Source organism: Gordonia sp. DT218, assembly GCF_049847105.1.
GTDB lineage: Bacteria > Actinomycetota > Actinomycetes > Mycobacteriales > Mycobacteriaceae > Gordonia.
Genome location: NZ_JBNCNS010000003.1, coordinates 362,342 through 389,339 on the forward strand (window position 1 = coordinate 362,342; position 26,998 = coordinate 389,339).

A 26,998-nucleotide genomic window follows, 5' to 3' on the forward strand; every position below is an offset into this window, starting at 1 on the left:
GTAATGTCGATGAGTGTTTCGCAGGACAAGAGCCAAGGGCGGAAGAGAATTCTGACACCACTGGTGCAGGAGTCGACACCTGCGATCATCGCCCGGAAGTTGCACGACGCGATAGCGAGCGGTAACTTCCCGCCTGGCTCGCAGTTGACCGAGTCCGGCCTCGCGGCCGACCTCGGGGTCAGCCGCGGACCGTTGCGCGAGGCGATGCAGCGACTGACCGCCGAGGGGTTGCTGGTCAGTCACCGCAACCGCGGATTGTTCGTGGTGTCGATGGAGGAGGACGACATCCGCGACATGTACGTGGCGCGGACGGCGATCGAGCGGGCGGCCATCGAACAGGTGATCGTCGGCGGTGATCAGGCAGCCCTCGACGACCTCAATGCCGCAGTGTCGCGGATGCGTGGGTTCATCGACGATCCCAACAGTGCCGAAATGGCCGAGGCAGACATGGAGTTTCATCAGATTCTGGTGGAACATGCGCATAGTCAGCGACTTTCACGTCTCCACGAGACTATTCTGGTGGAAACGCGGATGTGCTTGCGCGCTATGCGGGGAACATATTCATCGGGGAAGGAGCGGATCGACGAGCACCAGGCATTGGTGGACGCCATAGCGTCGGGGGACGCGACGGCGGCTGACACATTGATGATCGAACACATGAAGGATGGTCTGCACCGACTGGTCGGTGCAGACGAGTCATCGGGGGCCGTCTCGACCGCCTGATCCACTGCTTCACCGATCTCTATCCACCGATGTGAGTTGAGCTAGAAGACAACTGGCCGAAAGAATTCCTTCAGGAAGGCACAGATGACTGAGGCATCCTCACCGGCGACGTACGAAGAACTCGCCCCGGATCCGGAGTCGCCGGAGGGCAGATCACTCCTCCGCAAGGCGATCGCCGCATCCGCCATCGGCAATGCGACGGAGTGGTACGACTACGGCGTCTACGCCGCCACGGCGACATATCTCACCGAGGCGTTCTTCCCCGGTGATCTCGGAAGCATCGGCACCATGCTGGGTTTCGCGATCTCCTTTGTCCTCCGTCCGCTCGGCGGGATGGTCTGGGGACCGATCGGTGACCGTATCGGTCGCAAATCGGTTCTGGCCATGACGATCCTGTTGATCTCGGGGGCCACGGCACTCATCGGTGTGCTGCCGACCCACGCGGTGGCGGGGGTGTGGGCACCCATCCTGCTCATCCTGCTGCGGGTGATCCAGGGATTCTCCACCGGTGGAGAGTACGGCGGTGCCGCAACGTTCATGGCGGAATACGCGCCGGACAAGAAGCGCGGGCGATACGGTTCGTTCCTGGAATTCGGCACACTGGCCGGCTTCAGCGCCGGTACCGCGATCGTCCTGCTCTTCGAGTTGCTGCTCAGCGACGATCAGATGCAGACCTGGGGCTGGCGCATCCCGTTCCTGATCGCTCTGCCGATGGGTCTCATCGGTCTCTATCTGCGGTCGCAGATGGAGGACACCCCGGTGTTCCAGGAGCTCGAGCAAGAAGACGAGATCAAGGGCAGTGCCTGGACCCGGTTCAAGGATCTGCTCACCAACTACTGGCACCCGATCCTGGTCATGTTCGGGATGGTCATCGCGCTCAACGTGGTGAACTACACGCTGCTGGCGTACCAGCCGAGTTACCTCAAGGACACGATCGGGCTGTCCGAGACGTCGGGTTCCGTGGTCGTGCTCATCGGGCAGGTCGCGATGATGGCGATGATCCCGTTCTTCGGGCGCTGGTCCGACTCCACCGGGCGAAAACCGATGTGGTGGGGGTCGCTTATCGGCCTGTTCATCCTGGCATTGCCACTGTATTGGCTCATGGGTCAGGGATTCGCCTGGGCGATTGTCGGTTTCGTCATCCTGGGTCTGCTCTACATACCGCAGCTGGCCACCATCTCGGCCACCTTCCCGGCGATGTTCCCGACGCAGGTCCGGTACGCGGGGTTCGCGATCTCCTACAACGTGGCAACCGCTGCGTTCGGTGGCACGGCGCCACTGGTGAACGATGCGGTGGTCGAGCACACGGGCTGGAATCTGTTCCCGGCGGTGTACATGATGGGCGCCTGCGCAATCGGACTGGTGGCGATGGTGTTCCTGAAGGAGACGGCGGGCGTGTCCATCCGGGGCACCGAGACGCCCAGCAAGGAAAATGATTTCCGGATGCTGCAGGGGATGAAACCCGGTCGCTGACGCTCAACCTTCCCGCTCCCTCATTCCGTTCCCGCGCATTCGACCGAGTACGCGCGAACGAAACGGGGGAGCGGGAACTGTTGTCAGCGCAGGAGACGCAACGCGGTGAGTGCGTAGGCGCGTGCGGCGCTCTCCAGATCCGCGATCAGCACCGACTCGTCGGGCTGATGGGCCTCGGCGTGAATGTCGCCGGGGCCGAAGACGATTGCCGGAATCCCGAGATCGCGGTGGACGAATCCGCCATCGCAGGCCGCGCTCCAGCCGCCCACCGATGTGGCCCGCCCGGTGTCGGTGACCGCGGATACCGTGGTGGCCACCAGTGGATGGTCGGCGGGCGTCGCGAACCCGGGCATCTCCATGGTGACCCGGACGTCCACGGTGACACCGTCGGTGTCGATGGCCGACTCCCGGATCGCCGCCCGTAGCCGCTCGGCGATGTGGTGCGGGTTCTCGTCGGGCATCAGGCGCCGATCGATACCGAGACGGCACATCGGCGCGACCACCGAGATGCCCTGTCCGCCTTCGATCGTGCCGACGTTCCAGGTTCCCGAACCGAGGAGGTCGTCGGCGTCCATCGCGAGCTGTCGATGGTCGAGCCGGATGAGATCCACGATCGACGCGGCAGCCTCGATGGCGTTGCGACCGTCGGCCGGACGGCCGGAATGCGCGGCACGGCCGGTGATGTCGATCTCGATGTAGGAGGCGCCGCGGCAACCACGGACGACGGCCAGGTCGGTGGGTTCGGCGACGATGCATCCTGCGAAGGAATGCTCCGCCTGCCGGGTCACGAAGTCGCGGACGCCGATGCCGTGCTCCTCCTCGTCGACGGTGCAGACGAGTTGGACCGGGCCGGACAGGTCGGCCCCGTAGTCGGACGCGTGTGACAGCGCCTGCATCGCGACCATCGCCGCGGCCAGGCCACCCTTCATGTCCGTCGTGCCGCGGCCGTGGATCCGCCCGTCGGACATCCGCGGGCGATACGGATCGGAGGTCCAGCCGGGTCCCGCCGGGACGACGTCGGAGTGGCCGAGGACCATCAGGCCCGGGCCGTCGCCGGCCGGCAGCGTCGCCACGAGGTTCGGGCGCTCGGGCGCCACGTCGTGGGTGCTCACCGTGAAGCCGGCCGAGCGGCAGGCCTTCTGGAGCACGTCGACCGCGGCGCCCTCGGTACCGCCCGGGTTCTCGCTGGAGGCCTCCACGAGCGACGCGGTGAGCGTCGCAATGGCGTCGGCGTTGATGTGGGAGAGTACGCCGGCCTCTGCCTCGGTCAGCGACACCGCATCACCTTTCATCCGTTGGTCGTGGTTCGATCACTCATGGAGTATGAGCCATCTTCTCGAGGCTCGTGGTCAAGCGGCGGATACCTTCGTCGATCCGCTCCGGGGTGCTCGAGGCGAAGCACAGCCGTAGAGCGTTGCGGAACCGGCCGCCGGGCGACAGCGCGGGACCCGGGATGAAGGCCACGCCGTCGGCCAGGGCCACCTCGAACAGTTCGCGGGTGTCGATCTCGGCGAACTCCTCGCGCAGTGTCACCCACAGGAAGAAGCCGCCCTCGGGGTCGGTGGTGTCGACGCGGTCACCGAGGTGGCGGCGGATGGAGTCGATCATCGCCTCCTTGCGCTCACGATAGAGGGTTCGGATCCCGGCCAGGTGGTCCTCCAGGCCGCCGCGCGCGATGTACTCGGCGACGATGTGCTGATTGGGGACGTTGGTGCAGGTGTCCATGGCCTGCTTGCCGTTGATGAGCAACTGCCGCAACGAGGGATCGACGTCGACCCAGCCGACCCGCCAGCCCGGTGCGAGGATCTTCGAGAAGGTGCGCACCGAGAACACCAGCGGGTCCTGCGGGCTCAGCGTCTGGAATGTGGGGATGTCGGTGCCGGCGAACCGCAGCAGTCCGTACGGATCGTCGTCGATGATCATGGAGCCCCACTGATGTGCCAGCCGCAGCAGTTCACGCCGTCGCTCCTCGGACAGCGTGACGCCGGACGGGTTCTGGAAGGTGGGGATCGTGTAGATGGCCTTGGGGGTCAGGCGGGTGTGCGCGACGAGATCTTCCAGCGCGTCGACCTGCATGCCGTCTTCGTCGACCGGGACCTCGAGCAGTTGTGCTCCGTAGGAGAGGGCCGTCGCGCTGCCGTTGGTATACGTCGGTGACTCGACGATCACCAGGTCGCCGGGATCGACGAAGAGCTTGCACGCGAGGTCGAGTCCCTGCATGCCGCCCGTGGTGATGACCAGTCGCTCATGGCTCGACGGGTCCGGCGTGGTCGCCAGATAGTCGACGAGCAGTTGCAACAGGCGTGGCTCGCCCTCGGTGGCGCCGTAGGTGAACGACGAGTTGTCGAGGATCTCGCCGGCGATCTGTCGGAACTCGTCCGCGGGTACCGCCTCGTCGGCCGGCGAGCCCATGGCGAATCGCACGATGTCGTGGGATTGCGCTGCCAGCAACGACGTCGACGAATCGATCATCGACCCGACCAGGTCTTTGGCTCGTCCGGCCAGTGGCAGGGTGGGCGCCGATCGTCGTAGATCGTGGGTGGTGGGTTCGGTGGTGGCGGTCATCGTGGTCACCTCAATTCATCGGTGCTGGGGCTTGTGGATCTCTACTTGCGGATCAGTTCGCGTGGGAAGCTGGTGAACGTCTCCACGCCGGTCGGGCTCACCCGGACGGACTCGGACAGCTCGAAACCGTAGTCGTCCATCCACATTCCGCAGACGATGTGGAAGGTCATGTTGGTCTCGAGGATCGTCTCGTCCTCGGTCCGGATGCTGATGGTGCGCTCACCCCAGTCGGGGGGATATCCGATACCGATCGAATATCCCAGGCGCGAGGGCTTTTCCAGCCCGTATTTGGCGAGGGTCCAGTTCCAGGTGGAGGCGAGTTCCCGCGTCGCCACCCCGGGACGGACCGTGTCCAGTACGTTGTTGAGGCCCTCTGCGGTCGCGTTCGCGACGTAGTCGAGATCGTTCGACGGCTTCCCCAGTGACACCGTTCGGGCCAGCGGGCAGTGGTACCGCTTGTGCGCGCCGGTCAACTCGATGACGACGGCCTCGTCCTCGACGAAGGTGCCCTGATGCCAGGTGAGATGCGGGGTGTCGGCCGCCGCGCCGGTCGGCATCATCGGCACGATGGCCGGGTAGTCGCCGCCGAAGTCGTCGGTGCCGGTGATCTGGGCCTGCGAGATGGCCGCCGCGGCATCGCACTGGCGCACACCGACATCGATGGTGTCGATCGCGGCGCGCATCGCCTCCGAACAGACCATCCCCGCCTGCCGCATGAGCTGCACCTCGGCATCGGACTTCACCGACCGCACCCAGTTGACCAACTCGAAGTTGTCGACGAGCTTCCATTCCGGGATCGCGTTGTAGAGCGCGCGATAGGCCTTGGGGGAGAAGAAGTGTGAGTCCATCTCCAGTCCGACCGAGCCTTTGGAGGCCGGTGCGATGAGGAACCGCTGGCGCAGCGCCCAGGCCACCCAGTCGAAGGGATGGACGTGCGGCCGGTGCACGTAACTCTCCGGGTAGCCGACGATCTGATCCTCGCCCAGCCACGTGGTGCGGTGTGCGCCATGCGCATCCATCTCGCGGGCGAAGAACACCATCTCGCCGTCGATCGGCACGAACAGCATCTGCGGGGTGTAGAACGACCACGCGTTGTAGCCGATCAGATAGAAGATGTTCGCCGGATCGGTGACGATGATCGCCGAGAGTCCCTGCCGGTCCATCATTTCGCGGACACGGGTCAGCCGCTGCTCGTACTCGCTGTCGGTGAACAGCTGAGCGCCCAGGTACATCCGGTGTCTCCTGTCTGGTTGATCTGGGTGGGGACGGCGACGCTACGGCGTCGGGATGGGCCGGGCGATGTACTTGACGTCCAGGAACTCCTCGATTCCCAGGCGGCCGCCCTCGCGTCCGAGACCCGACTGCTTCACCCCGCCGAAGGGTGCGGCCGGGTTCGACACGAGTCCGGTGTTCACGCCGACCATACCGACCTCCAGCTGGGTCGACAGCCTGTCGGCGCGGTCGATGTCGCGGGTGAAGAGATAGCCGACCAGGCCCCAGGTCGTGTCATTGGCGAGCCGGACGACCTCTTCGTCGTCGGAGGATCCGGCGCCTGCGTCGGCGCCGTCGGCCCCGAACGGGATGATCGCGGCGACGGGCCCGAAGATCTCGGTGTGCATGAGGTCGGCGGCGGCGTCGACGTCGGTCAGCACGGTGGGCGGGTAGAAGTGGCCTGCGCCGTCGGGACGTTCGCCGCCACAGACGATGCGGGCGCCACGCTCGACGGCGTCGGAGACGAGGGTGGTCACCTTGTCGACGGCCTTCTCCTCGACCAGCGGGCCGACCTGCGTGCCGTCCTGGCCGCCGTCGCCGACGACGAGGCCGCCCATCCGGGCGCTCAGCTTCTCGGTGAACTCGTCGAGTACCGATCGGTGCACGAAGATCCGGTTGGCAGCGGTGCACGCCTGCCCCATGTTGCGCATCTTCGCCACCATCACGCCCTCGATGGCGCGGTCGACGTCGGCGTCGGCGCACACGATGAACGGCGCGTTGCCACCCAGTTCCATCGACGTGCGCATCACCGTGCCGGCCGCCTGACCGAGCAGGATCTTGCCGACCTCTGTGGAGCCCGTGAAGCTGACCTTGCGGGCCTTGCCCGAGGTCATCCACTCGCCGACGACGGTTCCCGGATCGGAGGTGGTGACGACGTTCAGGACGCCGTCGGGAAGTCCTGCTTCGGCGAGGATCTCGGTGAGCAGCAGTGCGGTGAGCGGGGTGAGTTCGGCGGGCTTGAAGACCATCGTGCAGCCGGCCGCCACCGCGGGCCCGATCTTGCGGGTGCCCATGGCGAGTGGGAAGTTCCACGGCGTGACGAGGATACACGGGCCGACGGGCTGCTTGCTGACGACGACGCGGTTGGCGCCGTCGCCGGTGACGGTGTGGTCGCCGCCGATGCGGACGGCCTCCTCGGCGAACCACCGGAAGAACTCGGCGCCGTAGGCGACCTCGCCGCGTGCCTCGGCGAACGGTTTACCCATCTCGGCGGTCATCACTGATGCGATCTCGTCGGTGCGGTCGATGATGAGTTGATAGGCGCGGTAGAGGATCTCACTCCGCGACCGCGGGGAGGTCGCGGCCCAGGCAGCCTGGTGGTCGGCAGCGGTCTGCAGGGCGCGGCGGGCGTCGTCGGCGCTGCCGTCGGCGACCTCGGCGAGCGCCTCACCGGTGGCCGGGTTCTCGACGGTGAAAGTGGCGCCGGAAGCGGCCGGCGACCATCGGCCGTCGATGAAGAGGTCGGTGTGGATGCGCGAGATCACCTGGGCGGCAGCGGTGGGGGAGATGGTGGCGGTCATGGTCACGCTCCTTGCGGTTCGGTGGGGTCGGCGGTGGCTTCCGTCGGCGGATCTTGTGTTGCTGTCGGCGGAGAACCGGTTGCCGTCGGCGGGATCTCGGTTGCTGTCGGCGGGCGGGGGGTGGCGGCTCCGCGGGTGAGGAGCTCGGCGAGGTGCAGACCTGTCGACGAGATCGCCGGATCGGTGGCGGTCAGATGGTCGACGGACATGGCGCAGCTGAAACCGTCGGTGATCACCGGCCGTTCGGGTGCGGAGCGCAGCGCGGGGGCGAGCGCGTGCTCGGCGACGGCCACGCTGACCTCGTAGTGCCCCTGCTCGAAGCCGAAGTTCCCCGCGACGCCGCAGCAGCCGTCGGCGGTGTGTACCTCGACGCCGAGCGATTGCAGGACCGCGGCTCCGGTGGTCGCGCCGAACACCGCGTGCTCGTGGCAGTGGGTCTGCAGCGTGACGGCTTCGGGTAGGCCTGCCGGCCGCCAGCCGGCCTCCACCAGGCGGGACAGGTGGTCGGCGAAACTGTGCACCCGCGCCGACACCCGATGGGCCGCGTCGGTGTGCACCAATTCCGGCAGATCCTTGCGGAGCGCGGCCGCGCAGCTGGGCTCCGGCACCACGATCGGGCGGTCGGTGCCGTCGTCGAGGTTCTCGGCCGTCCGCGACAACACCTTGCGGGCGTGTGTCAGCTGCCCGGTGGAGATCCAGGTGAGGGCGCAGCAGTTGTCGGCGCTGCAGCCGACCACGTCGCCCGTCGACCCGAGCACCTCGGCGGTGGCGGTGGCGACGTGCGGGCGGAATGCCTTCGTGAACGAGTCGACGAACAGCACCGTGTCGGTGGCCGAGGTGACCGGGGGCAGCGCGCGCAAGTGCTCAAGCCGATCACGCCGGGTGGCGAATCGGGGCATGCTCCGCCTCGGATCGAGGCCTCCGGTGCGCGCGGCCAGGCGGCGCAGCGGACTCTTCAACGCCGCGTTGATCGCGGGGGCCAGCGTGCCCGCCACACCGAGCCATGCGGGCATCCAGCCCAGCGAGTAGTGCGACATCGGCCGACGTCGACCGCGGTAGTGGTGGTGGAGGAACTCGGACTTGTAGGTGGCCATGTCCACACCCGTGGGGCAGTCGGTGGAACACGCCTTGCACGACAGGCAGAGATCCAGTGCATCGGCTACATCGGTTGACTGCCAGCCGGTCTCGACGTCGGGTGCGGTTCGCACCATGTCCTGCAGGACGCGCGCGCGGCCGCGGGTGGAGTCCTTCTCGTCGCGGGTGGCGCGATAACTCGGGCACATGACACCACCCGACGAGGATCGGCACCGCCCGACGCCGATACATCCTTGGACCGCGTGGACGAACGGGTCCGGCGAGGTCGCGTGCGCGCCCCCGGTGGTCTGGCTGAGCTCCAGAAAACCGCCCCGGAAATCCGCCCCCTGCGGAGCCGCCGTCGACACGGCGTCATCCGCGGGCGTACCGAGGGCGCCTTTCTGGGGCGCTTTTCCGGGAGCACCTGTTCCGGAAGCGCCCGGTGCGGGAGCTGGAGCCGGGTCGGAGGGGCCGGGGACGCCCAGCTGGAACATGGTGGGCCAGGCGCGCGCCGGGACGCCTGCGAGCGCTAGATCGTCGGTGATCGGCGGTGGATCGACGATGGAACCCGGATTCAGCGTGCCCTGCGGGTCCCAGATCTGCTTGAACTCGGCAAAGGCGGACAGCATCGCCGGGGCGTACATGATGGGCAGCAGAGCCGACCGTGCGCGTCCGTCGCCGTGCTCGCCGGACAGCGATCCACCGTGCGCGACCACGAGTCGCGCGGCATCCGTACAGAAGCTGTCCATCACGGCGCGGCCTTCGTCGCTGCGTAGATCAAAGGTGATCCGCACGTGCATGCACCCCGCGCCGAAATGCCCGTACATCACGCCGGTGAGGTGATGACGGTCGAGGAGGTCGGTGAACTCGTCGAGGTAGTCGGCGAGCCGCTCGGGTGCGACGGCGGCGTCCTCCCACCCAGGCCAGGACTCGTAGTCGGCGCCGACGCTCTCGTCGTCGGGATCGGCGAGCCGCGACGACAGGCCGGCACCGTCCTCGCGGACACGCCAGAGTGTCTTGCGCGCAACCGGATCGGGAACCGTGGTACCCGCGATCATCCGGCCCCTCGAACGGAGGTCGTCGAGGAGCAGCTTCGCCGTCGCGCCGACGTCCGTCTCGGACTTGCGCGCGGCGCTCTGTTCGTCGATGTCGATGAACAGCCATGCGGTGCAGTCGCGGTCGGTCACTCCGGGTAGCGCCGAAACCGTGTCGCGGCCGCGGCGGGCGGCCATCGTCGCGACGATCTTGCGGTCGATGCCCTCCACCGCCGATGGCGCATACGGCAGGATCGCCGGGATGTCGCGCGCGGCGTCGCTGACGGTCGGATAGCCGACGCAGATCAGCAGTGGCGAGGCGGCGACGGGTACCAGCCGGACCCGCGCGCCCACCACGACGGCGCAGGTTCCCTCACTGCCGACAAGTGCACGGGCGACATCGAAGCCGTTCTCCGGCAACAGTTTCGCCAGGTGGTATCCGGAGACCTGACGGGGGATGGTCTCCAGGTCGGTGCGCAGGATCGCCATGTTCTGTGCGGCGAGGTCACGGAGGCGGTGGGTGAGCTCGGCGGCGGCGTCGACGGCGGCGTCGTCGGTGCGATCGGTGGCCTCGATGCCGTGGCGGGTGGCGGTCAGGCGGCGGCCCTCGGCGCTCACCAGGTAGAGCTCGTCGATGTGGTCGGTGGTACGGCCGTGGCGCACAGAGTGATTCCCGCACGCATCGTTTCCGATGGCCCCGCCCAGAGTGGCTCGCGACGCCGACGACGGGTCGGGGGCGAACGTGAGCCGGCCGTCGGTGGCGGCCCGCGCCTGCGCCGCGAGAGTCGTCAGGACGATGCCGGACTCCGCGACCGCCGTCCCGGATTCGGCGTCCACCGAGAGCACCCGGTTCATGTACCGCGACAGGTCCATCACGATGCCGGGGCCGATGGCGTTGCCGCCCATCGAGGTGCCGCCCCCACGCGGGATCAGGGGGATGTGATGGCGGTGGCAGTACGACACCGTGCGCGCCACCTCGTCGGCGTCGCGGGGGAACACCACGGCGACCGGACGGATCCGGTAGTTGGAGGCGTCGTAGGAGTACTCCGCGAGGCGCCGCGACGAGGAGTCGACCTCGACGCCGAGGGCGTCGAGGTCTCCGGCGACATCGGTCTGCGTACCGCCGGCGGTGGGGGCATGTGTCATCTCAACCGAGCGTATCGCGTGGGAGTACGTCTGACAGGGCAGCGGCGAATCGCTCGAGGCCCGTCGCGATCTCGTCCTCGGTGACCACGAGCGCCGGGATCAACCGCACGACATTGCCGGCCGGCCCGCAGGTGAGGGTCAGCAGCCCGTGCCGGGTGGTGGCCTGCTGGACGGCCGCGGCGGCGGCCGCATCGGGCACCGGCGTGGTGCCGTCACCGCCGGTGACGAACTCGATGCCGGCCATCAGGCCGAGACCGCGGACATCGCCGATCGCGTCGAAGCCGGTGGCGATCTCCTGAAGCCCGCTGAGCATCTGCTCGCCTCGGATACGCGCGTTGTCGACGAGGTTCTCGTCGTGGATGACGTCGATGGTGGCGACGGCGGCCGCTGCGGCCACCGCATTGCCGCCGTAGGTGCCGCCCTGCGAGCCCGGCCAGGCCTTGCTCATCAGCTCGGTGGACGCGGCGATCGCCGAGATCGGGAATCCGGAGGCCAGGCCCTTCGCGGTGATGAGGATGTCGGGAGTGAGGTCGGCCGCGTGCTGATGACCCCAGAACTTGCCGGTGCGGCCGAAGCCGGCCTGCACCTCGTCGAGGATCAGCACGATGCCGTGCCGGTCCGCGCGCTCACGCAGTCCTTCCAGGAAGCGCGGCGGCGTGGGCAGGTAGCCGCCGTCGCCGAGAACCGGTTCGATGAGGAAGGCGGCGGTGTCGTTGGGCGCGACTCGTGACTGCAAGAGGTAGTCGAGCTCGCGCAGCGCGAAGTCGACGGCGGTGTCGGTGTCCCAGCCGTACCGGTAGGCGTAAGGGAACGGCGACATGTGGACGCCGGCCATCAATGGCGAGAAGCCTGCGGAGAACTTGGTTCCCGCGGTGGTCAAGCTGGCAGCGGCCACGGTACGTCCGTGGAACCCACCCTGGAACACGACGATGTTCGGGCGTGCGGTGGCCATGCGGGCGAGGCGGATCGCCGCCTCGACGGCCTCCGACCCCGAGTTCGCGTAGAAGACGGAGTCGAGTCCGAGCGGCAGGACGTGTCCGAGCTTCTCGGTCAGCTCGAGCAGCGGCGGGTGCATCACGGTCGTGTACTGGGCGTGGATGATCTTGGTGCACTGCTCCTGCGCGGCCGCGACGACGCGTGGGTGGCAGTGGCCCGTGCTGGTGACGCCGATGCCGGTGGTGAAGTCGAGGTAGTCGTTGCCGTCCGTGCCATGAATCCACGAGCCGAGCGCATGGTCCACCACGACGGGCGTGGCCTGTTTGAGCGCGGGGCTGAGCGTCGCGGTCTGGGCGGTCTGCATGGATTCGGCGGTGACGGTCATGCGTCCACGGTGACGGTCGATCGTCGGATTGTCAACAATTCGACAGTGGGCCGTGGATGTGGATTGTCGGGGTGCCACGGATGGGGTGTCCCAGATGACACCTGAGCGTCACGCCGAGGCGCATTTCGACGCGGTGACCTGCTGAGGTGTCGTCTGGGACAGGCCGACCGGGCGGTTGGCCGCGGTCAGGGCAGGGATCGGGGCGTGGAGGGAGTCGAGGGCTCGTTGTGAGTGCCCGGTCGGCGACTGACTGCGCCCGCTCGGCGAGCAACTGCGCCCGGTCGGCGAGGGGCCGGGTGCTGTCGGCGGCGGGGTGGGGTGGATCTGGTTACGGTGGGGCGTGGCCACCAATCGACCGACCATTGCACTCCTCGGGGCCCCGGGTGTCCCGTCACCGACCAACCTGGACGAGATCGCCGACCTCGCGACCATCCGACACTGCACCGCCGACACGTTGCCGCAAGCTCTGTGCGGCGCCGACGTGTTGCTCGTGTGGGACTTCTTTTCCGGTGCGCTGAAGGACAATTGGGGACCACATGCCGGAGATCTCCGCTGGGTGCACATATGTGCGGCCGGCGTCGACTCTCTGTTGTTCGATGAGCTGAATGACTCCGACATCGTGGTCACCAACGCCGCGGGAGTCTTCGACCGGCCGATCGCGGAGTTCGTCCTGGCATCGATCTTGGCTCGGGACAAGCAGTTACACGTCTCCAAGGCCTTGCAGTCGCAACGGGTGTGGCGCCATCGGGATACCGCTCGGACCGAGGGATCGTCCGCGTTGGTGATCGGCACCGGGGGGATCGGTCGGGCGACCGCCCGGTTGCTGCGCGCGGTCGGCCTGCGAGTGACCGGAGCGGGGCGGACACCGCGTGACGCCGACGCCGATTTCGGCTCCGTGCTGCCGACGTCGGATCTGGCCTCTGTGGTGGGTGACTTCGACAACGTGGTGGCGATCGCCCCACTCACACCGCAGACCGATCGGATGATCGACGCGACCGTTCTCCAGGCGATGCGTGACGACGCCCATCTGATCAACGTCGGGCGCGGGCAGCTCGTCGACGAGCCCGCGATGATCGAGGCGCTGACGGCCGGCGAGATCGGTGCGGCGTCGCTCGACGTGTTCACCGACGAACCTCTCGATCCGTCCAGTCCGCTCTGGGCGATGGACAACGTTGCGATCTCCGCGCACATGAGTGGTGACGTGGTCGGCTGGCGCGACGAACTGGCTCGGCTGTTCCTCGCGAATCTGCGCCGCTACCTCGGTGCGGACGGGCAATCTCCGGCCGAAGTGCTGGAAAACATCGTCGACAAGGAGCGAGGTTATGTCGTGAGCACGAGGCGCGGCGGCGGCGATAGTAGGCTGTAGCGCGATGACCATCGTGTATTTCGTGATCGCCGTGTTGGCGCTGGCCGGTGCCGGCGCCCTGTTGTGGCTGGATCACCAGCGTTCCAGTGTTGCGCGGCATCAGCGCGCGGTCTGGGGAGACCAGCACGAGTTCAAGTTCCGTGAGTCGGATACCAAGCTGCGCAAGGTCTTTCATCGCGCGACGATGAACGTGCCGGACCACGTCGAGGTTCAGGATGTTGCATTCGGCCATTACTCCGGTGCGGAGGCGGCGGTGTTCGATCTCGTCGACACCGCGACCGTGGTGGCGGTTCGCCGCTCGGTCGCGTCGTCCGTGGTTGTCGATCTCCGGCACGAGGACGTGCTCGCCCCGGCCGAGGAAGACGTCGAGTTGCTCGGTGCCATGGGTCCGAGGGTGATGTTCTCCAACAACCTGGACGTGGCCCGCCGGGTGTGTGACCGGCGGATGGTGGCGCTGGCCAACACCACGCCGTCCTACATCGAGGTGCTCTGGAACGAGGGGAACTGGGTGCTCGGCTCGATGCCGTTGACCACCGACACCGATCACCTCGACACCGGGCTCGAGGTGGTCCGGCGATTCGCGGATCTGTTGCGGGTGTTGCCGCCGGTCAACGATCCGCAGGACGCCCCGGACCCGCGTGATCCGCATGGACCTACCCGCGCCGAGCTCGCGGACGAGAAGACCGAGAACATGCGTGACAAGCAGCGTCGTGCGCGTATCGCGGCCGCCGGGAATGCACCCGACGACGAACCCGCACCGCCCGCACCCACCCGGGCCTGGAGCGCGGTGCCGGATTCCGCTCCGCCGTCGTCACCGCAGCCGTCGTCACCGCAGCCGGCGTCACCGCAGCCGGGGCCGCCGTCGACCGGCGGCCGGCGGATGCAGCCGATGCCCGTACGTCGCCCGTCGCAGCCGCCGACCAAGGCGCCCGGCGGGCCGCGACCGCCCGCTGATCCGGGGGAGGGCACCGCGACGCCACCACCGGCCGGTGGACGTCCGGCGCGGCCGTACGATATGCCCCCGGGCACCAACGCCCCGACGGATCGCCCGAATCGTCACCGCCGGAACTGACCTGCGGACGGTCCGGCGCGCACCGGAAACCATCAGCGAGAAATGAGCCGTGACATGTCCGCGCCTGTGCCGCCCAGCGTCAACGAAGATGGACGTTCCCGACTGGCCGAGCTGGTCACCGAACTCGCCGTGGTGCGCGGTCGCGTGACGTTGTCGTCGGGCAAGGAAGCCGACTACTACGTCGACCTGCGCCGTGCGACGTTGCATCACGAGGCGTCCCGTCTGATCGGCAGCCTCATGCGTGAGCTCACCGCCGACTGGGATTACCTGTCCGTCGGCGGGCTCACCCTCGGCGCGGACCCCGTCGCCACCTCGATCATGCATGCGACCGGTCGTGAGATCGACTCGTTCGTGGTGCGCAAAGCGGCCAAGACACATGGCATGCAGCGTCGGATCGAAGGGCCCGACATCGCCGGGCGCAACGTCCTGATCGTCGAGGACACGTCCACCACCGGTGCGTCGCCCTCGGCCGCGGTCGAGGCCGCCCGCGACGTCGGTGCGACGGTCGTCGGCGTGGCCACCGTGGTGGACCGCGACACCGGGGCCGACGAGGTGATCGGAGCCCTCGGCGTGCCGTACCGCTCGCTGCTCGGGTTGAGCGACCTCGGGCTGGCCTGACGCGTGGACGAGCCCGGGCCGACCGAGTGGCAGCCACGGTCGGGACCGGCGGTGGGTGTCGGGCCGTGGGCCGACGAGCGGGGCGGTCCGGCACCGACCGATCCCCGATACGATCCCGAACTACTCGCCGACGGTGACACCCGCAACGTCGTCGACGCCTATCGCTACTGGACGCGCGAGGCGATCGTGGCCGACATCGATGCACGTCGGCATCCGTTCCACGTGGCGATCGAGAACTTCGCGCACGACGCCAACATCGGGACCGTGGTCCGGACGGCGAATGCGTTTGCCGCGGCCGCCGTGCACATCGTCGGCCGACGGCGCTGGAACCGGCGCGGGGCGATGGTGACCGACCGCTATCAGCATCTGATGCACCATGATTCGGTCGCCGACCTCATCGATTGGGCGCGCGGGGAGGGGGTCGCCGTCGTCGCGGTCGACAACACGCCGGGGGCCCGGCCGCTCGAGACCGCCGACCTCCCGCGCGATTGCGTGTTGCTCTTCGGCCAGGAGGGGCCGGGGGTGAGCGACGACGCGCAACGTCACGCCGACCTCACGGTGTCCATCGCGCAGTTCGGGTCGACGCGGAGCATCAATGCCGGTGTGGCCGCGGGGATCGCGATGCATGCCTGGGTTCGGCAGCACGCGGACCTCGGTCGGGCCTGGTGAGCCGGCGGTCGTCGGAACTCCATGTCCCGGTGACGATCAGGGGCGACGCAGGAGCTCGACGGCCCGGTTCGCACTGTCGAGGGCGAGAGTGCGTCCGGTGCCCGCGAGGCGCTGTAAGCGGTTGGGCGGCCGCGGGGGCGTCACGGTGAGCGTGTCCCCGACGCGGACCTCACCGGACCTCACGACGTCGGCGTAGACACCGAGATAGCGGTCGGAGGTCGAGGCGACCGCGCGGGTCAGCCGTTTGTCGAGTGGCAGGTCGATGTGCTCGCGACTCGGCACCACGCAGCGCACGGTCTTCATGACGACGTGCAATCGCGCGTTGCCGAGATTGATTGTGGCCTTGGTCCATTCGGCCTCTGGGAGTCCGGTCGTGGTTCCGGCGATGACGATGTTCGGACGGAAGCGCCGCGGGTCCACGTGGTCCTCGCCGATGGCGTCGGCGATGGTGGCCGTGCTCGCCTCGCTGATCAGATGCACCGGGCAGAGGTCGACGAAACTACCTGGCGGAGTGGCGTTCCGGGCGAGGGTCGCGAGTGCTCTCGCATTCATGTCCGAAACCTTCGGCATCTTCTCGTCGGGGGCGATCCCGAGATCGCGGGCGAGGGCACCCGGGGTCAGGGTGCCGAGACGCTCTCGCCACGGAAGCCGATGCGCACGCGGATCGTCGGGTAGCGGAATCAGGCGCACGTCACGATCGAGCCGCGACGACAGCGCCGCGTGGATGCCGGGATCGTCGCTGTGGTGTTCGGTGCCGTCGGGGGCCGTCACGATCACGGCCGGTGCACGACCGGGTCCGGCGTCGGAGCCGGGAATGCTCACGTAACGGGCGGCGAAACGCAGGACCGCGGGCAGTCGGCGCGCCGAGATCGTGGTGTCGCGTTCCACGTCGTGCAGTGCCCACAACCGGTCGCCGAGCACTCCGCGGCGGCCGAGGGTGGCGGTCTCGAGTGGTTCTCCGGCCATGGACTTCACCGGATGACGCCACAGTTGTGTGACATGTGCGGTTGTGCTGCTCATCGATCACCTCAGGCTCTGCCGCGCAGGCGCGCTGCTGTGCCGCACACCGTAACGGATCGTTCACTTGCGCAATCAACACGACCGGGGAAGAGTTACGAGCCGTGTCGACTCTGCGGTTGCGCTCTGCGATCATCTCTGTCCTGACCCCCATTCTCCTCGTCACGGGATTCGTCGCGAGTGGCGTGGCCACCGCGGCCCCGACGGTGGCCACCCCGGCCCCGTTCACCCCCGCCGAGCTCTTCGGTCCGTACGCCTCCGATGTACCGCCGTCTGGCACCTACATCCCCGTCCTCGACGGATTCGCGGGGCTCCGTCGGGATCGTCCGGACATCATCGCGTCGAACCTGCAGAAGGTGAAGGGAATCAACAATTCCGCAACCCGTGCACAGCAGGCCGACGCCATCTCGATCAACTACGACGACCGGCTGGTATCGCTCTCCGACGCCCTCGGCGACCGGTTGGGGACTGTCTTCCGCCAGCTGCTCGCGGCGGGCAAGTTGCCCAAGGTCGACGCGCTGGCCGGCGGTGACACGGCTCGGGCGGGGCTCCCGCTCGGCACGACACTGCTGGAGAAGGAGTACTACGACAATCCGCGGCCGTTCGTGGTGGCGCCCAAGTCGATCAGGAAATACAACAACCCGGGCGGCGATCTCTACGCAGATCTCGTGAACAACGGTTCTTACCCCTCGGGCCACAGCAACATGGCCTATTGGAAGGGCGCGCTGCTGGCGTACTGGCTGCCCGAATTGGGACCGCAGATCATCGCGCGGGCCGGCGAGATCGGTCGGAGCCGCATGGTCCTCGGCGTGCACTATCCGCTCGACGTGATGAGCGGCCGGATCATGGGCACCGACATCGCCGCCGCCCGGCTGGCCGACCCGCGGTTCGGCCGGCTCGTCGACCAGGCAGGTGCGCAGTTGCGCGCCCAACTCGGCCGCTCGATCGGTGTGCCCCTCAAGGACTTCATCGCCCGCGATACGCCGTACCTGACCACGCAGCAGGCGGTCACCGAGCACCGCGGGATGATGACGTACGGATTCCCGGTCGTGTCGCCGGGCCAGCGCAACGCGATCCCCGCCTCGGCCGCGGCCCTGCTGCGCAGCCGGTTCCCGCGCCTGACCGACGCACAACGGCTGGACATCCTGCGCCGCACGGCGATCCGTTCGGGCTATCCGCTCGACCAGTCGGGTCCCAACGGCGGCTGGCTGCGCATCGATCTCGCCGCGGCGTACGCGGTGTCCCCCTGAGCCAGACCGTCAGTCGGTGGCCGGTTCCTCGAAGGCCGCAACATGCACCACCTCGCGGTTCCGGAAATGTCCGAGGGCGCTCAACGCGACACCGACAACCGCCCATGCCGTCAGGACGAGCCACGACCGGGTCGCATCCGCCTCGGGGAAGTAGCCGAGATCGCGCACCAGGGTCGCCCCGGCGCCGGGGACGAGGTACTGGCCGATGGTTCCCCACGGGGAGGCGAGGAACTGCACCGGAATTGTCGCTGCCGACAACGGGTTTCCGACGAACATGGTGATGACCGCGGCGACGCCGATGCCGGCCGGGCCGATGAGGGCGTTCATCCCGACGACGAATGACGCGGTGCCCAACACGGCGAGGCTGATCCCCGCACACAGCGGCAGGAAGTCGCCGGGCAGAAAGCCGAACCAGGTGTGCGTCACCAGGGTCACGCCGATGCCGCCGACGACGGCGACCACGACGAGCGCCGCCAGGCGACGGGTCACACCACTGACGAGCAGCGCGATCAGGATGCCGCCGAGCAGTCCGGCCAGCACGAGCGGGAAGCCGAGGGCGCTGAGGCCCGAGCCGTTCGGATCGGACTCGGCGAGCGGCACGATGTCCGTCGTCGTGACGGTCGCCGGAGCCGAGCCCGCACCGGCGTTTGCCGCTTGTGCTCCCGCCTGCTGCTGTAGCGAGCCGGCCACACCCTTGAGGATCGTCACGGTGGCCGGTCCGGCGGCTGAGGCGACCAGTACTTCCGGTGTCCGGCCCACGATGATCGCGCCGTCGGCGTCACGTCGCTTGATCGCCGACACCGCCTCGTCGCGCGTGGCGTAGGTGGTCGTGTCGAAGGTACCGGGCGCATTGGTGCCGATGTTCTGCTCGACCTGCGCTACCGCGGCCGGCTCACCGACGAGCCCGACCGGAAGATCTTTTGCCGACGAGGTCGCGACCGGCCACAAGAAGGCCAGGACAACCACGCCGATGGCCACTGCGGCGAGCAGCGCCATGGTCATCGCCGCGGGCCAGGTGGTCACCGGACGTGTGGGTCGCGGCGTGGTGTCCGCGGTCGTCTGTGTCATGTCAACACTCCATCGTGGCGATCGATCAGGGTTCGTTCGCGGCTACTATACAGAATGAGTATTCTTTTTGTATGCCTCGTCTGACCCAGGAAACCGCACAGTCGCGCCGTGACGAGATCGTCGCGGCGGCATTACGGGTGATGGCGACCCGCGGCGTCGCACGTACGTCGATCGCCGACATCTCGGCCGAGTCGGGATTGTCGACGGGATCGATCTACTCGCACTTCGGCGGAAAGGCGCAGATCGCGGCAGATGTGGCGGCGTCGGTGATCGGCCCGCGGGCGCAAGCCCTGGTCGACAGCCGTTTCGAGACACCGGAGCCCCAGACACCACGAGAGATCCTCGGTGTCTTTCTGGGAGCTCTCGACGACGATCAGGTGCCGCATCGAGTCGTCCTGCAGATGTGGGCGGAGGCGGCGGTCGATGTGGAGATCGGCAACCTCGTCGAACAGGCGATCGGCCAGATCCGGGACGCCTACAAAGGCGCGGTCGCGCGCTGGGTCGCCGCACAGGGCGGTCGCGTCGCCGAGGTCGATGCGATCACGCGGGGGATGGTTGCGGTGTCGCAGGGTTACATCGTCCACCGCGCGCTCTTCGGACCGCTGAGCCTGAACGAGTACCTGGCTGGTGTGGACGCGGCACTGGGTCGGCCGCACACCGAGTGTCCGGACGCGTGAGTTGTCACCCGGGCGTGTGGGCAGAACGGTGGATCAGCGGTAGGTCTCAGGTCCCTCGCTCACATCGGTGTCAGCGCCGGCGGTGTCCGCCGGGACGGCGTTGGCGGTGGCCTTCGCCGTCCGACGCCTGCGGTACCACTCGATGAACATCGGCAGCACCGACAGCACCACGATCACGATGAAGATCGGCTCGATGAGGTTCTGGACGAATTCGAAACGGCCGAGCCAGTACCCGAGCAGCACGATCCCCGCGCCCCAGACGATGGCGCCGGCGACGTTGTAGACGACGAAGACGGAGTACTTCATCCGCGCGGCGCCCGCCACGATGGGAGCGATGGTGCGGACGATCGGCACGAAGCGGGCCAGGAAGATGGTGACCGGTCCGCGCCGGTCGAAGAACTCGTGAGCCTCGGTCAGGTACCGCTCCTTGAGGAAGCGGGCGTCCGGCTTGAACATGGCGGTGCCCACATAGCGGCCGATCCAGTAGCCGATCTGTCCGCCGATGATGGCCGCGATCGGGACGAAGATCAGGAGCTGCCACAGCGAGGCGAACTGGTCGATGCCCTCCTTGCCGCCGGCGGCGACCACCATGCCGGCCACGAACAGCAGGGAGTCGCCCGGGAGGACGGGGAAGAGGACTCCGGACTCGATCAGGATCACCAGCAGCAGACCCCAGAAGGCCCACGCGCCGAAATACCCGAGGAGGGTCACCGGGTCGAGGAATCCCGGCATGAGGGCGACGTTCGTCGTGGTCTGGGCGAGCGCGGAGTCGATCACGGGGCCCCAGAGTACCTGGCCTCGCGATGCTCGGCGTCAGCCGCCGAGGCGTCGGCGGTGTAGAGGCGCCGCTGTACCAGCGCGACCACGGCCACGACCGCCGCGCCCACCGTGAGCAGCAGCAGGGCAACCGGCCAGTCGTCGCCGACACCCAGCAGTCCGCCGTCGTCGGTCTGCCACGGCCAGAGTGCGCGCAGCGAGCCCGACAACAAGCCGGCCGCGGCGACCATGGCGAGCGTGTGGTGGTTCGCGAGGAGCCATTCGAGCGCGCGCACGAACGACATCAGGCCGACCAGGGCACCGAGAGCGAACACGGCGAGGTACCGGATGTCCATCGCGTCGACGGCGGCCAGGGTCGGCGCGTACATCCCGACGACGAGGAGGAAGAACGAGCCGGAGACGCCGGGCAGTACCAGGGCACAGACGGCGATCGCCGCCGCGCCGAAGGTGAGGATGAGCGGTGGGTCGACGATCTCGGAGCGGGGCAGCGAGGTGAGCGCGAAAGCGACCGCGGCGGCGGCGGCGAACACGCCAACCGCCCGGAGTCTGGCCGGACGCCGCGACAGCGCCCCGTTCTCGATCTCCAGGAACGGGACGACCACCGACATTGCGATCATGCCCATGAACAGGGCCCTGGAGGCGACTGGCTGATCGGTCACGAAACTCTCCATGACGCCCGCGATCGAGAAGACCGTGACCGCCATGCCCAGACAGACCGGGATCAGCAGCCACCAGTCGACCTGCCGTCCGCTCGCGCGCCAGTCGCCCCTGGTGACCAACATTCGCGGGATGTCGAGGACGTGTTTGACCGATCCGATGAGCCGGCCGTAGATGCCGGACACGAGGGCGACGGTGCCGCCCGAGACGCCGGGCACGGTCTCGGCCACACCGATCAGGGCGCCGCGGACCACGTTGGCGGCGACGGCTCGAGGTCGGCGCGACCCATCGGCGTCGGGATCGGCGGGATCGGCGGGATCGCCGTGCCCGGGCGAGGAGGAAAGCTGCGTCGGGGCGGTCGTCGGGTTCGTGGACATTGCGGGCCATCGTACCGACAATGCGACATAACGGTCATTGCGCGGTGTCACATCCATGCGCCGTCACATCCCACCGCTGAGCCGCATCCGCCGGACACCAGGCGTCGCACGCGCGCGGACGGCACTTGCCATACTGAACGGGAGTGACCGCTCCGACAGCGTGAACCACGACTGCGAAACCGATCCGGTTGGAGGACGAGAAATGCCGATTGCAACCCCCGAGCAGTACGCCGAGATGTTCGACAAGGCCAAGAAGGGCGGATACGCCTTCCCGGCCATCAACTGCACGTCGTCGTCGACGATCAATGCCGCCATCAAGGGATTCGCCGACGCGGGCAGCGACGGCATCATCCAGTTCTCGACCGGTGGTGCGGAGTTCGGCTCCGGACTCGGGGTCAAGGACATGGTCACCGGCGCCGTCGCGCTGGCCGAGTTCGCCCACGTGGTCGCCGCGAAGTACGACGTGACCATCGGCCTGCACACCGACCACTGCCCGAAGGACAAGCTGGACACCTACGTCCGTCCGCTGTTGGCAGTGTCGCAGGAGCGCTTCGACGCGGGCCAGAACCCGCTGTTCCAGTCGCACATGTGGGACGGCAGCGCGGTCCCGCTCGGCGAGAACCTGGAGATCGCCAAGGATCTGCTCGCCAAGGCGGGCGCGGCCAAGATCATCCTGGAGATCGAGATCGGCGTTGTCGGCGGCGAAGAGGACGGCGTCGAGAACGAGGTCAACGACAAGCTGTTCACCACGCCCGAGGACTTCGAGAAGACCCTGGACGCACTCGGCGCCAGCGACTCGGGCAACCGCTACCTCCTGGCGGCCACCTTCGGCAACGTGCACGGCGTGTACAAGCCCGGCAACGTGAAGCTGCGCCCCGACGTGCTCAACTCCGGCCAGGAGGTCGCGGTGAAGAAGCTCGGGCTGGCCGACGGCGCGAAGCCGTTCGACTTCGTCTTCCACGGTGGTTCCGGCTCGCTGAAGAGCGAGATCGAGGAGGCGCTGAGCTACGGCGTCGTCAAGATGAACGTCGACACCGACACCCAGTACGCCTATACCCGTCCGGTTGCCGGGCACATGCTCTCGAATTACGACGGCGTGCTGAAGATCGACGGCGAGGTCGGCAACAAGAAGACCTACGACCCGCGCGTGTGGTCCAAGAAGGCCGAGACGTCGATGTCCGAGCGTGTCGTCGAGGCGTGCACAGACCTGAAGTCGACGGGCAAGTCGATCAGCGCCTGATCCGACCCGCCCGCCCGTCGGTCTGCGGACCGACGCCGAGCATCACCGACAGCGTCCGGCTCACGGCCGGGCGCTGTCGGCGTCTCGGGGTGTCCTGGCACAGGATTGGGGTGCTGTCAGCGCGAAACGTGTTGCTGTGGGCGGGATTCCGGTTGCTGTCGGCGGGGTGGCGGGTCAGAGCGTTGCGAGACCGACGACGACCCCGACGGCGAGCGCGACCATGACGATCGCGGCGGCCACGACGGCGGGGTCGATCCGACGTCGGTGCAGACGTGGCGGCGGTGTGGTCCGGGTGGTCCGGCGCTCGATGCGCAGTGGATGCGTTGCGGGCTCGAAGTAGGCCTGCGGCGGCGCGTCGAGCGGATGCGGCGTGTGCGGACTCCGGGGTGGTGGGGCGTTGTGCTGAACCCAGGTGTCGCTATGTGCCGGGGCGCCGCTATGTGCCCGGGTGTCGCTGTGTGGCAGTCGGGTGGTCGGTCCGTTGCCGGTCACTGAGGCGTGCACACCTTCCAATCATCGCCGGACTTCTGCAGGTTGATGGTCACGGTCTGAGGTGCGTCCGGTTTGCTGCTGTGCAGCGCCGAGACCTCGACCACGGCCTGATGACCGTCGCCGGTGACCTTGACGGCCTTGACATCACTGACCTGGATGAGTTCGTTCCGGGTCTTCTGGCCGTCGTAGATCTTCTGGAAATCGGCATCGCTGATCGTCGTGTAGAACTCGTTGCGTTGACCGCAGGTGGTGGAGCGCAGGGTGCTCAGATCGCCCTCGTACAGAGCGGTGGAGAACTCCTTCGCGACGTCGGCGGCCTCGTCGGCCGGGGCCGGGGGACGCAGGTTCAGGTACGCGAAGACCCCGCCGATCACGGCGATCACGACGACCACGGCGGCACCGACGAGCAGCGGCCAGCGCCGGCGACCGGAGGACTCCTTGGCGGGCTTCGGCTTCGACGTGTCGTCCTTGCCGGGGTAGACGGTGGGCTTGTGGGCGGTGGTGGACCAGCCCTGGGCGGCCGACGTGGTGCCTGCCGCCGCACCCGCACCCGCTGCCGATGTTGCTGGGGCAGCCTTGGTCACCGGCCGGGTCTCGGAGTCGTCGGACTCCGCCTGCTTCGCGGTGGTGCCGGTCGCTGCGGTGTCGGTGCCGGTGGGGAAGGCCTTGGTGGAGCCGTCCGCGTCCTGGTCGTCGTTGCTGTCGGCGCGATCCTTGTTGCTGTCGGCGCGATCGCGGTTGCTGTCGACGTGATCGGTGTTGCTCTCGGCGTCGGTGCGGTCGGACTTGGCGGCAGCGGCCGCGCCGGCAGCGGCCGCAGCAGTGGCACCCGCGGCGGCGCCTCCGCCTGCACCGAGCGCGTCGATTTCGGACAGGTCGTCGAGGTCTGCGGAATCGGGGAGATCGCCGCGCTGGATCACCGTCGTCGCCGAATCGCTCGGACCGATACCCGACCGCTTGGTCTTCGGCTTGTCCGCCTTGGTGTTCTCGCCGGTGTCCTCACCGGTGTTCTCACCGCGGCCGGTCGCGGTCTCCGCAGCGTCGGAACCGGCCTCGGCCTCGATGTTCTCGAGGTCCTCGAGTTCACTGATGTCGGGCAGGTCCTCGCGGCGGATCACCTTGGTGGCCGAGTCGATCCCGCGGCCACCCTTGGGCTTCGGACGGGCTGCCTTGGGGGCCTCGGTGGTCTGCTCGGTGGACTCCTCCGCGGCGGCCGGTTCCGATTCGTCGGTCGCGGTCCCTGAGGCCGCCTCGGTCTCTGCCGCGGTGGTGTCGGTACCGGTGTCGGGGGAGTCCGGCGCCTTGCCGGGCTCGGCGTCGTCTGATGTGCCGGCGTCTGCTGCCGTGTCGCCTTCGGCCGATGGCTCTTCCGTTGCCGAATCGCCCTCTGTGGCCGAGTCGCCCTCTGTGTCCCAATCGCCCGCTGTGGCCGAGTCGTCGGCTTCTCCGGTGGGCTCGTCGTCCGTCTCGGACTCCGCGCCGTCACTCGACGACTCGTCCGCGGTCTCGTCGGACGGCGTCTCGTCGACCGCCTCGCCCTGCGCGCCGGTGTCCTGTGCTCCGGTGTCCTGTGCTCCGGTGACTTGCGCCGCAGGGTCTTGTGCTCCGAAGTCCTGTGTCGCAGCGTCGTCTGCCGACGTGTCGGTCGCATCCTCGTTGTTCGTCGCGTCGGTCACCGCTGCGTCGTCGTCCTTCGTACTGGCGACCCAGGAGTCATCCGGGCCGCGGCGGCCGGTCTGTGCCGCGTGGTCTTTACCGCGATTGCGCCATGCGGAGCGGGCGCGGCCGAGCAATGAATCCTGGTCGTCGCGTGATGGAGGCATCGTGTTGAACACCCCGCCTTCTCCCGAATCGATGTGGTCGCCGCCCCGACTGCCCGCCGTCACCCGCCGAGTCGGTTGCGCTTGGTCGATCGCGCCACTCACCCTAGCGAATCCCCCCTGGGTGCCGTACTCGGTGGGCTGTGACGTACTCCGGTCGGGTGATCGACGAGCCGTCGACGCCGTACGCGGCCAGGACGCTCCTGCGGTTCTGGAGTGATTCAATGTAGGCGTGACTTCCTTCGGAGATCTGCTCGGACCGCAGCCGGTCCTGCTCACAGGCGACGACGAGGCCGAATCGGACCTGCTCAACGGAGCAGATCCGGCCGAGACCGCGGCCGTCCACCCCACTGCCTCGATCGCGTGGGCGTACCTGGCCGATGCCGCCCTGGCGGCGGCGGACGCCGGAGCCGGTACGCCCAAGGTGATCGAGGCCTACGCGTATGCGCGGACCGGCTATCACCGTGGCCTCGACCAGCTGCGCCGCCACGGCTGGAAGGGTTTCGGCCCGGTGCCGTGGAGCCACGAGCCCAATCAGGGCTTTCTGCGCTGTGTCGGTGCATTGGCGCGCGCCGCGCGGACGGTCGGTGAAGAAGACGAGTACCTGCGCTGTCTGGATCTCCTCAACGACAGCGACCCGACGGCGGCGCAGCACCTCGGACTGGCTTGACCGACTGGCTGCGCCGACGGCTGAACGGATTACCGCCGCCGGTGCGGCAGCGGGTTCGGCGACTCTTGTTGTCGCTGGTGCCCATCGCGCAGTGTTCACTCGCGGCGGGCGCCGCCTGGTGGATCGCCGTGAACATCTTCGGCCACCCGCAGCCGTTCTTCGCGCCGATCGCCGCCGTCGTCTCGCTCGGCCTGTCGCTGGGTAAACGGTGGCGCCGCTCGGTCGAACTCGTCGCAGGTGTCACGCTGGGAATCCTCATCGGCGACGTCCTGGTCTCGCAGATCGGGTCGGGTACGTGGCAGATCATGGTGGTCGTCGCGCTGGCGATGTCGGTGGCCGTGTTCCTCGACAACGGGCCGCTCGTTCCCATGCAGGCCGCGTCGTCGGGCGTCCTGGTGGCGACGCTGCTCCCGCCCGGGGGCATCGGCGGGTTCCACCGCGCGATCGACGCTCTCATCGGCGGGGTGGTCGGGATGATCATCGTGGCGCTGTTCCCGGTCAATCCGGCCCACCGGGCCCGCCGCGATGCGGCGGCACTCCTCGCGACCATGCGCGACTCGGCCCGCACCCTGGTCACCGGCCTTCGCGAGATGGAGGTCGACGCCGTCACCGAGGCGCTCGTCTCCGCGCGCGGCACGCAGGACGCGATCAACGAGATGCGTGCCGACATGCGCGGCGGTCGCGAGGTGAGCACCCTCTCGCCCCTGTACTGGAACGCGCGGGAACGCCTCGCGCGTATCTCGGCGACGGCCGATCCGATCGACAATGCCGTCCGGAATTTCCGGATCATCGCGCGACGGGCGCTCGGCATGACCCAGCGCGGCGAGCCTCTGCGACCGGAGATCGTGGACATCATCGCCGACGTCGCGGAAGCCTTCGAGGTGCTGCGCGAGATGATGATCGCCAAACCGGGCGAGGAGCCCGACCAGGCCGACGCCGCGCGCGTCATCCGCACGGTCGCGCGCAAGGCCAAGGCCGAGCTGGTCACCGGCAGCGCGCTGTCGGAGACGGCCGTGATGGCCGAGCTGCGGTCGCTGCTGATCGACATGCTGATGATTGCCGGACTGCGCCGGTCCTCGGCGATGGCCACGTTGCGCTGA

At 68.1% G+C, this 26,998-nt stretch carries 23 protein-coding genes; 11 read left to right on the forward strand and 12 right to left on the reverse strand.

Features of this window, described 5'->3' with window-relative positions:
* The first annotated feature begins 9 nt into the window (after positions 1-9).
* Both ACPXCG_RS13210 and ACPXCG_RS13215 read left to right on the forward strand, forming a co-directional pair.
* Positions 10-723: a GntR family transcriptional regulator gene (locus ACPXCG_RS13210; RefSeq protein ID WP_425792420.1), complete on the forward strand. Its 714-nt coding sequence runs from the start codon at positions 10-12 to the stop codon at positions 721-723.
* A gap of 84 nt (positions 724-807) precedes the next feature.
* A complete protein-coding gene (locus ACPXCG_RS13215; RefSeq protein WP_425792421.1) occupies positions 808-2,196 on the forward strand; it encodes an MFS transporter in 1,389 nt (462 codons plus the stop codon).
* Positions 2,197-2,279: 83 nt separating this feature from the next.
* Here ACPXCG_RS13215 and ACPXCG_RS13220 read toward each other — a convergent pair whose 3' ends face one another.
* The 6 genes from ACPXCG_RS13220 to ACPXCG_RS13245 are packed head-to-tail and all read right to left on the reverse strand — an operon-like array spanning position 2,280 to position 12,128.
* Positions 2,280-3,488: a M20 family metallopeptidase gene (locus ACPXCG_RS13220; RefSeq protein WP_425792422.1), complete on the reverse strand. Its 1,209-nt coding sequence runs from the start codon at positions 3,486-3,488 to the stop codon at positions 2,280-2,282.
* A 22-nt stretch (positions 3,489-3,510) separates the two neighbouring features.
* Positions 3,511-4,761: a PLP-dependent aminotransferase family protein gene (locus tag ACPXCG_RS13225; protein ID WP_425792423.1), complete on the reverse strand. Its 1,251-nt coding sequence runs from the start codon at positions 4,759-4,761 to the stop codon at positions 3,511-3,513.
* A gap of 41 nt (positions 4,762-4,802) precedes the next feature.
* Positions 4,803-5,993: a M24 family metallopeptidase gene (locus ACPXCG_RS13230; protein ID WP_425792424.1), complete on the reverse strand. Its 1,191-nt coding sequence runs from the start codon at positions 5,991-5,993 to the stop codon at positions 4,803-4,805.
* 42 nt (positions 5,994-6,035) lie between these two features.
* Positions 6,036-7,553 carry an NAD-dependent succinate-semialdehyde dehydrogenase gene (locus ACPXCG_RS13235; RefSeq protein WP_425792425.1) on the reverse strand — a complete coding sequence of 506 codons (1,518 nt, stop codon included), beginning with the start codon at positions 7,551-7,553 and terminating at the stop codon, positions 6,036-6,038.
* A gap of 2 nt (positions 7,554-7,555) precedes the next feature.
* Positions 7,556-10,807, reverse strand: coding sequence for an FAD-binding and (Fe-S)-binding domain-containing protein (locus ACPXCG_RS13240; RefSeq protein WP_425792426.1), 3,252 nt, complete (start codon positions 10,805-10,807; stop codon positions 7,556-7,558).
* A 1-nt stretch (position 10,808) separates the two neighbouring features.
* Positions 10,809-12,128 carry an aspartate aminotransferase family protein gene (locus ACPXCG_RS13245; RefSeq protein WP_425792427.1) on the reverse strand — a complete coding sequence of 440 codons (1,320 nt, stop codon included), beginning with the start codon at positions 12,126-12,128 and terminating at the stop codon, positions 10,809-10,811.
* Positions 12,129-12,468: 340 nt separating this feature from the next.
* Here ACPXCG_RS13245 and ACPXCG_RS13250 point away from each other — a divergent pair, with 340 nt between their 5' ends.
* Genes ACPXCG_RS13250 through ACPXCG_RS13265 form a run of 4 tightly spaced genes read left to right on the forward strand, consistent with a single transcriptional unit; the run spans position 12,469 to position 15,853 of the window.
* Positions 12,469-13,494, forward strand: a complete 1,026-nt coding sequence (locus tag ACPXCG_RS13250; protein ID WP_425792428.1) for a D-2-hydroxyacid dehydrogenase — start codon at positions 12,469-12,471, stop codon at positions 13,492-13,494.
* Between the two features lie 4 nt (positions 13,495-13,498).
* Entirely contained in the window at positions 13,499-14,566 is a 1,068-nt protein-coding gene (locus ACPXCG_RS13255; protein WP_425792429.1) for a hypothetical protein, read from the forward strand.
* A 54-nt stretch (positions 14,567-14,620) separates the two neighbouring features.
* Positions 14,621-15,184 carry an orotate phosphoribosyltransferase gene (locus ACPXCG_RS13260; protein WP_425792430.1) on the forward strand — a complete coding sequence of 188 codons (564 nt, stop codon included), beginning with the start codon at positions 14,621-14,623 and terminating at the stop codon, positions 15,182-15,184.
* Between the two features lie 3 nt (positions 15,185-15,187).
* Positions 15,188-15,853 carry a TrmH family RNA methyltransferase gene (locus ACPXCG_RS13265; protein ID WP_425792431.1) on the forward strand — a complete coding sequence of 222 codons (666 nt, stop codon included), beginning with the start codon at positions 15,188-15,190 and terminating at the stop codon, positions 15,851-15,853.
* Positions 15,854-15,889: 36 nt separating this feature from the next.
* Here the strand turns inward: ACPXCG_RS13265 and ACPXCG_RS13270 are convergent, their stop codons facing one another.
* Positions 15,890-16,873 carry an MOSC domain-containing protein gene (locus ACPXCG_RS13270; RefSeq protein ID WP_425792432.1) on the reverse strand — a complete coding sequence of 328 codons (984 nt, stop codon included), beginning with the start codon at positions 16,871-16,873 and terminating at the stop codon, positions 15,890-15,892.
* Between the two features lie 101 nt (positions 16,874-16,974).
* Here ACPXCG_RS13270 and ACPXCG_RS13275 point away from each other — a divergent pair, with 101 nt between their 5' ends.
* Positions 16,975-18,120, forward strand: coding sequence for a phosphatase PAP2 family protein (locus tag ACPXCG_RS13275; RefSeq protein ID WP_425792433.1), 1,146 nt, complete (start codon positions 16,975-16,977; stop codon positions 18,118-18,120).
* 9 nt (positions 18,121-18,129) lie between these two features.
* On the opposite strand, the gene ACPXCG_RS13280 is transcribed toward ACPXCG_RS13275, so the two are convergent.
* The gene (locus tag ACPXCG_RS13280; RefSeq protein WP_425792434.1) at positions 18,130-19,188 is read right to left on the reverse strand and encodes a hypothetical protein; all 1,059 of its coding nucleotides are present in this window, start codon (positions 19,186-19,188) and stop codon (positions 18,130-18,132) included.
* 71 nt (positions 19,189-19,259) lie between these two features.
* Between ACPXCG_RS13280 and ACPXCG_RS13285 the strand changes: the two genes are divergently transcribed.
* Entirely contained in the window at positions 19,260-19,865 is a 606-nt protein-coding gene (locus ACPXCG_RS13285) for a TetR/AcrR family transcriptional regulator (protein ID WP_425792435.1), read from the forward strand.
* Between the two features lie 33 nt (positions 19,866-19,898).
* Here ACPXCG_RS13285 and ACPXCG_RS13290 read toward each other — a convergent pair whose 3' ends face one another.
* Together ACPXCG_RS13290 and ACPXCG_RS13295 are read right to left on the reverse strand one after the other, a co-directional pair.
* Positions 19,899-20,642, reverse strand: coding sequence for a DedA family protein (locus ACPXCG_RS13290; RefSeq protein ID WP_425792436.1), 744 nt, complete (start codon positions 20,640-20,642; stop codon positions 19,899-19,901).
* Complete coding sequence (locus tag ACPXCG_RS13295) at positions 20,639-21,676, reverse strand: DUF368 domain-containing protein (protein ID WP_425792437.1); 1,038 nt, start codon at positions 21,674-21,676, stop codon at positions 20,639-20,641. Before ACPXCG_RS13295 ends, ACPXCG_RS13290 begins: the two co-directional genes overlap by 4 nt.
* Before the next feature lie 202 nt (positions 21,677-21,878).
* On the opposite strand from ACPXCG_RS13295, the gene fbaA reads away from it, so the two are divergent.
* The gene (gene fbaA / locus ACPXCG_RS13300; RefSeq protein WP_425792438.1) at positions 21,879-22,916 is read left to right on the forward strand and encodes a class II fructose-bisphosphate aldolase; all 1,038 of its coding nucleotides are present in this window, start codon (positions 21,879-21,881) and stop codon (positions 22,914-22,916) included.
* A 174-nt stretch (positions 22,917-23,090) separates the two neighbouring features.
* Here fbaA and ACPXCG_RS13305 read toward each other — a convergent pair whose 3' ends face one another.
* A complete protein-coding gene (locus tag ACPXCG_RS13305; RefSeq protein ID WP_425792439.1) occupies positions 23,091-23,408 on the reverse strand; it encodes a hypothetical protein in 318 nt (105 codons plus the stop codon).
* On the reverse strand, positions 23,405-25,231 hold the full coding sequence (locus ACPXCG_RS13310) for a hypothetical protein (protein WP_425792440.1): 1,827 nt from the start codon (positions 25,229-25,231) through the stop codon (positions 23,405-23,407). Before ACPXCG_RS13310 ends, ACPXCG_RS13305 begins: the two co-directional genes overlap by 4 nt.
* Before the next feature lie 229 nt (positions 25,232-25,460).
* Here ACPXCG_RS13310 and ACPXCG_RS13315 point away from each other — a divergent pair, with 229 nt between their 5' ends.
* Together ACPXCG_RS13315 and ACPXCG_RS13320 are read left to right on the forward strand one after the other, a co-directional pair.
* Positions 25,461-25,898 carry a DUF3151 domain-containing protein gene (locus ACPXCG_RS13315; protein ID WP_425792441.1) on the forward strand — a complete coding sequence of 146 codons (438 nt, stop codon included), beginning with the start codon at positions 25,461-25,463 and terminating at the stop codon, positions 25,896-25,898.
* On the forward strand, positions 25,895-26,998 hold the full coding sequence (locus ACPXCG_RS13320; protein WP_425792442.1) for an FUSC family protein: 1,104 nt from the start codon (positions 25,895-25,897) through the stop codon (positions 26,996-26,998). The genes ACPXCG_RS13315 and ACPXCG_RS13320 overlap by 4 nt, the downstream gene beginning before the upstream one ends.

Bases quoted from the DNA above. Each gene is read 5' to 3' on its own strand.
- ACPXCG_RS13210 (WP_425792420.1), top strand. From the start codon at position 10: ATGAGTGTTTCGCAGGACAAGAGCCAAGGGCGGAAGAGAATTCTGACA.
- ACPXCG_RS13215 (WP_425792421.1), top strand. From the start codon at position 808: ATGACTGAGGCATCCTCACCGGCGACGTACGAAGAACTCGCCCCGGAT.
- ACPXCG_RS13220 (WP_425792422.1), bottom strand. From the start codon at position 3,488: ATGAAAGGTGATGCGGTGTCGCTGACCGAGGCAGAGGCCGGCGTACTC.
- ACPXCG_RS13225 (WP_425792423.1), bottom strand. From the start codon at position 4,761: ATGACCGCCACCACCGAACCCACCACCCACGATCTACGACGATCGGCG.
- ACPXCG_RS13230 (WP_425792424.1), bottom strand. From the start codon at position 5,993: ATGTACCTGGGCGCTCAGCTGTTCACCGACAGCGAGTACGAGCAGCGG.
- ACPXCG_RS13235 (WP_425792425.1), bottom strand. From the start codon at position 7,553: ATGACCGCCACCATCTCCCCCACCGCTGCCGCCCAGGTGATCTCGCGC.
- ACPXCG_RS13240 (WP_425792426.1), bottom strand. From the start codon at position 10,807: ATGACACATGCCCCCACCGCCGGCGGTACGCAGACCGATGTCGCCGGA.
- ACPXCG_RS13245 (WP_425792427.1), bottom strand. From the start codon at position 12,128: ATGACCGTCACCGCCGAATCCATGCAGACCGCCCAGACCGCGACGCTC.
- ACPXCG_RS13255 (WP_425792429.1), top strand. From the start codon at position 13,499: ATGACCATCGTGTATTTCGTGATCGCCGTGTTGGCGCTGGCCGGTGCC.
- ACPXCG_RS13260 (WP_425792430.1), top strand. From the start codon at position 14,621: ATGTCCGCGCCTGTGCCGCCCAGCGTCAACGAAGATGGACGTTCCCGA.
- ACPXCG_RS13270 (WP_425792432.1), bottom strand. From the start codon at position 16,873: ATGAGCAGCACAACCGCACATGTCACACAACTGTGGCGTCATCCGGTG.
- ACPXCG_RS13280 (WP_425792434.1), bottom strand. From the start codon at position 19,188: ATGACACAGACGACCGCGGACACCACGCCGCGACCCACACGTCCGGTG.
- ACPXCG_RS13285 (WP_425792435.1), top strand. From the start codon at position 19,260: ATGCCTCGTCTGACCCAGGAAACCGCACAGTCGCGCCGTGACGAGATC.
- ACPXCG_RS13295 (WP_425792437.1), bottom strand. From the start codon at position 21,676: ATGTCCACGAACCCGACGACCGCCCCGACGCAGCTTTCCTCCTCGCCC.
- fbaA (WP_425792438.1), top strand. From the start codon at position 21,879: ATGCCGATTGCAACCCCCGAGCAGTACGCCGAGATGTTCGACAAGGCC.
- ACPXCG_RS13310 (WP_425792440.1), bottom strand. From the start codon at position 25,231: ATGCCTCCATCACGCGACGACCAGGATTCATTGCTCGGCCGCGCCCGC.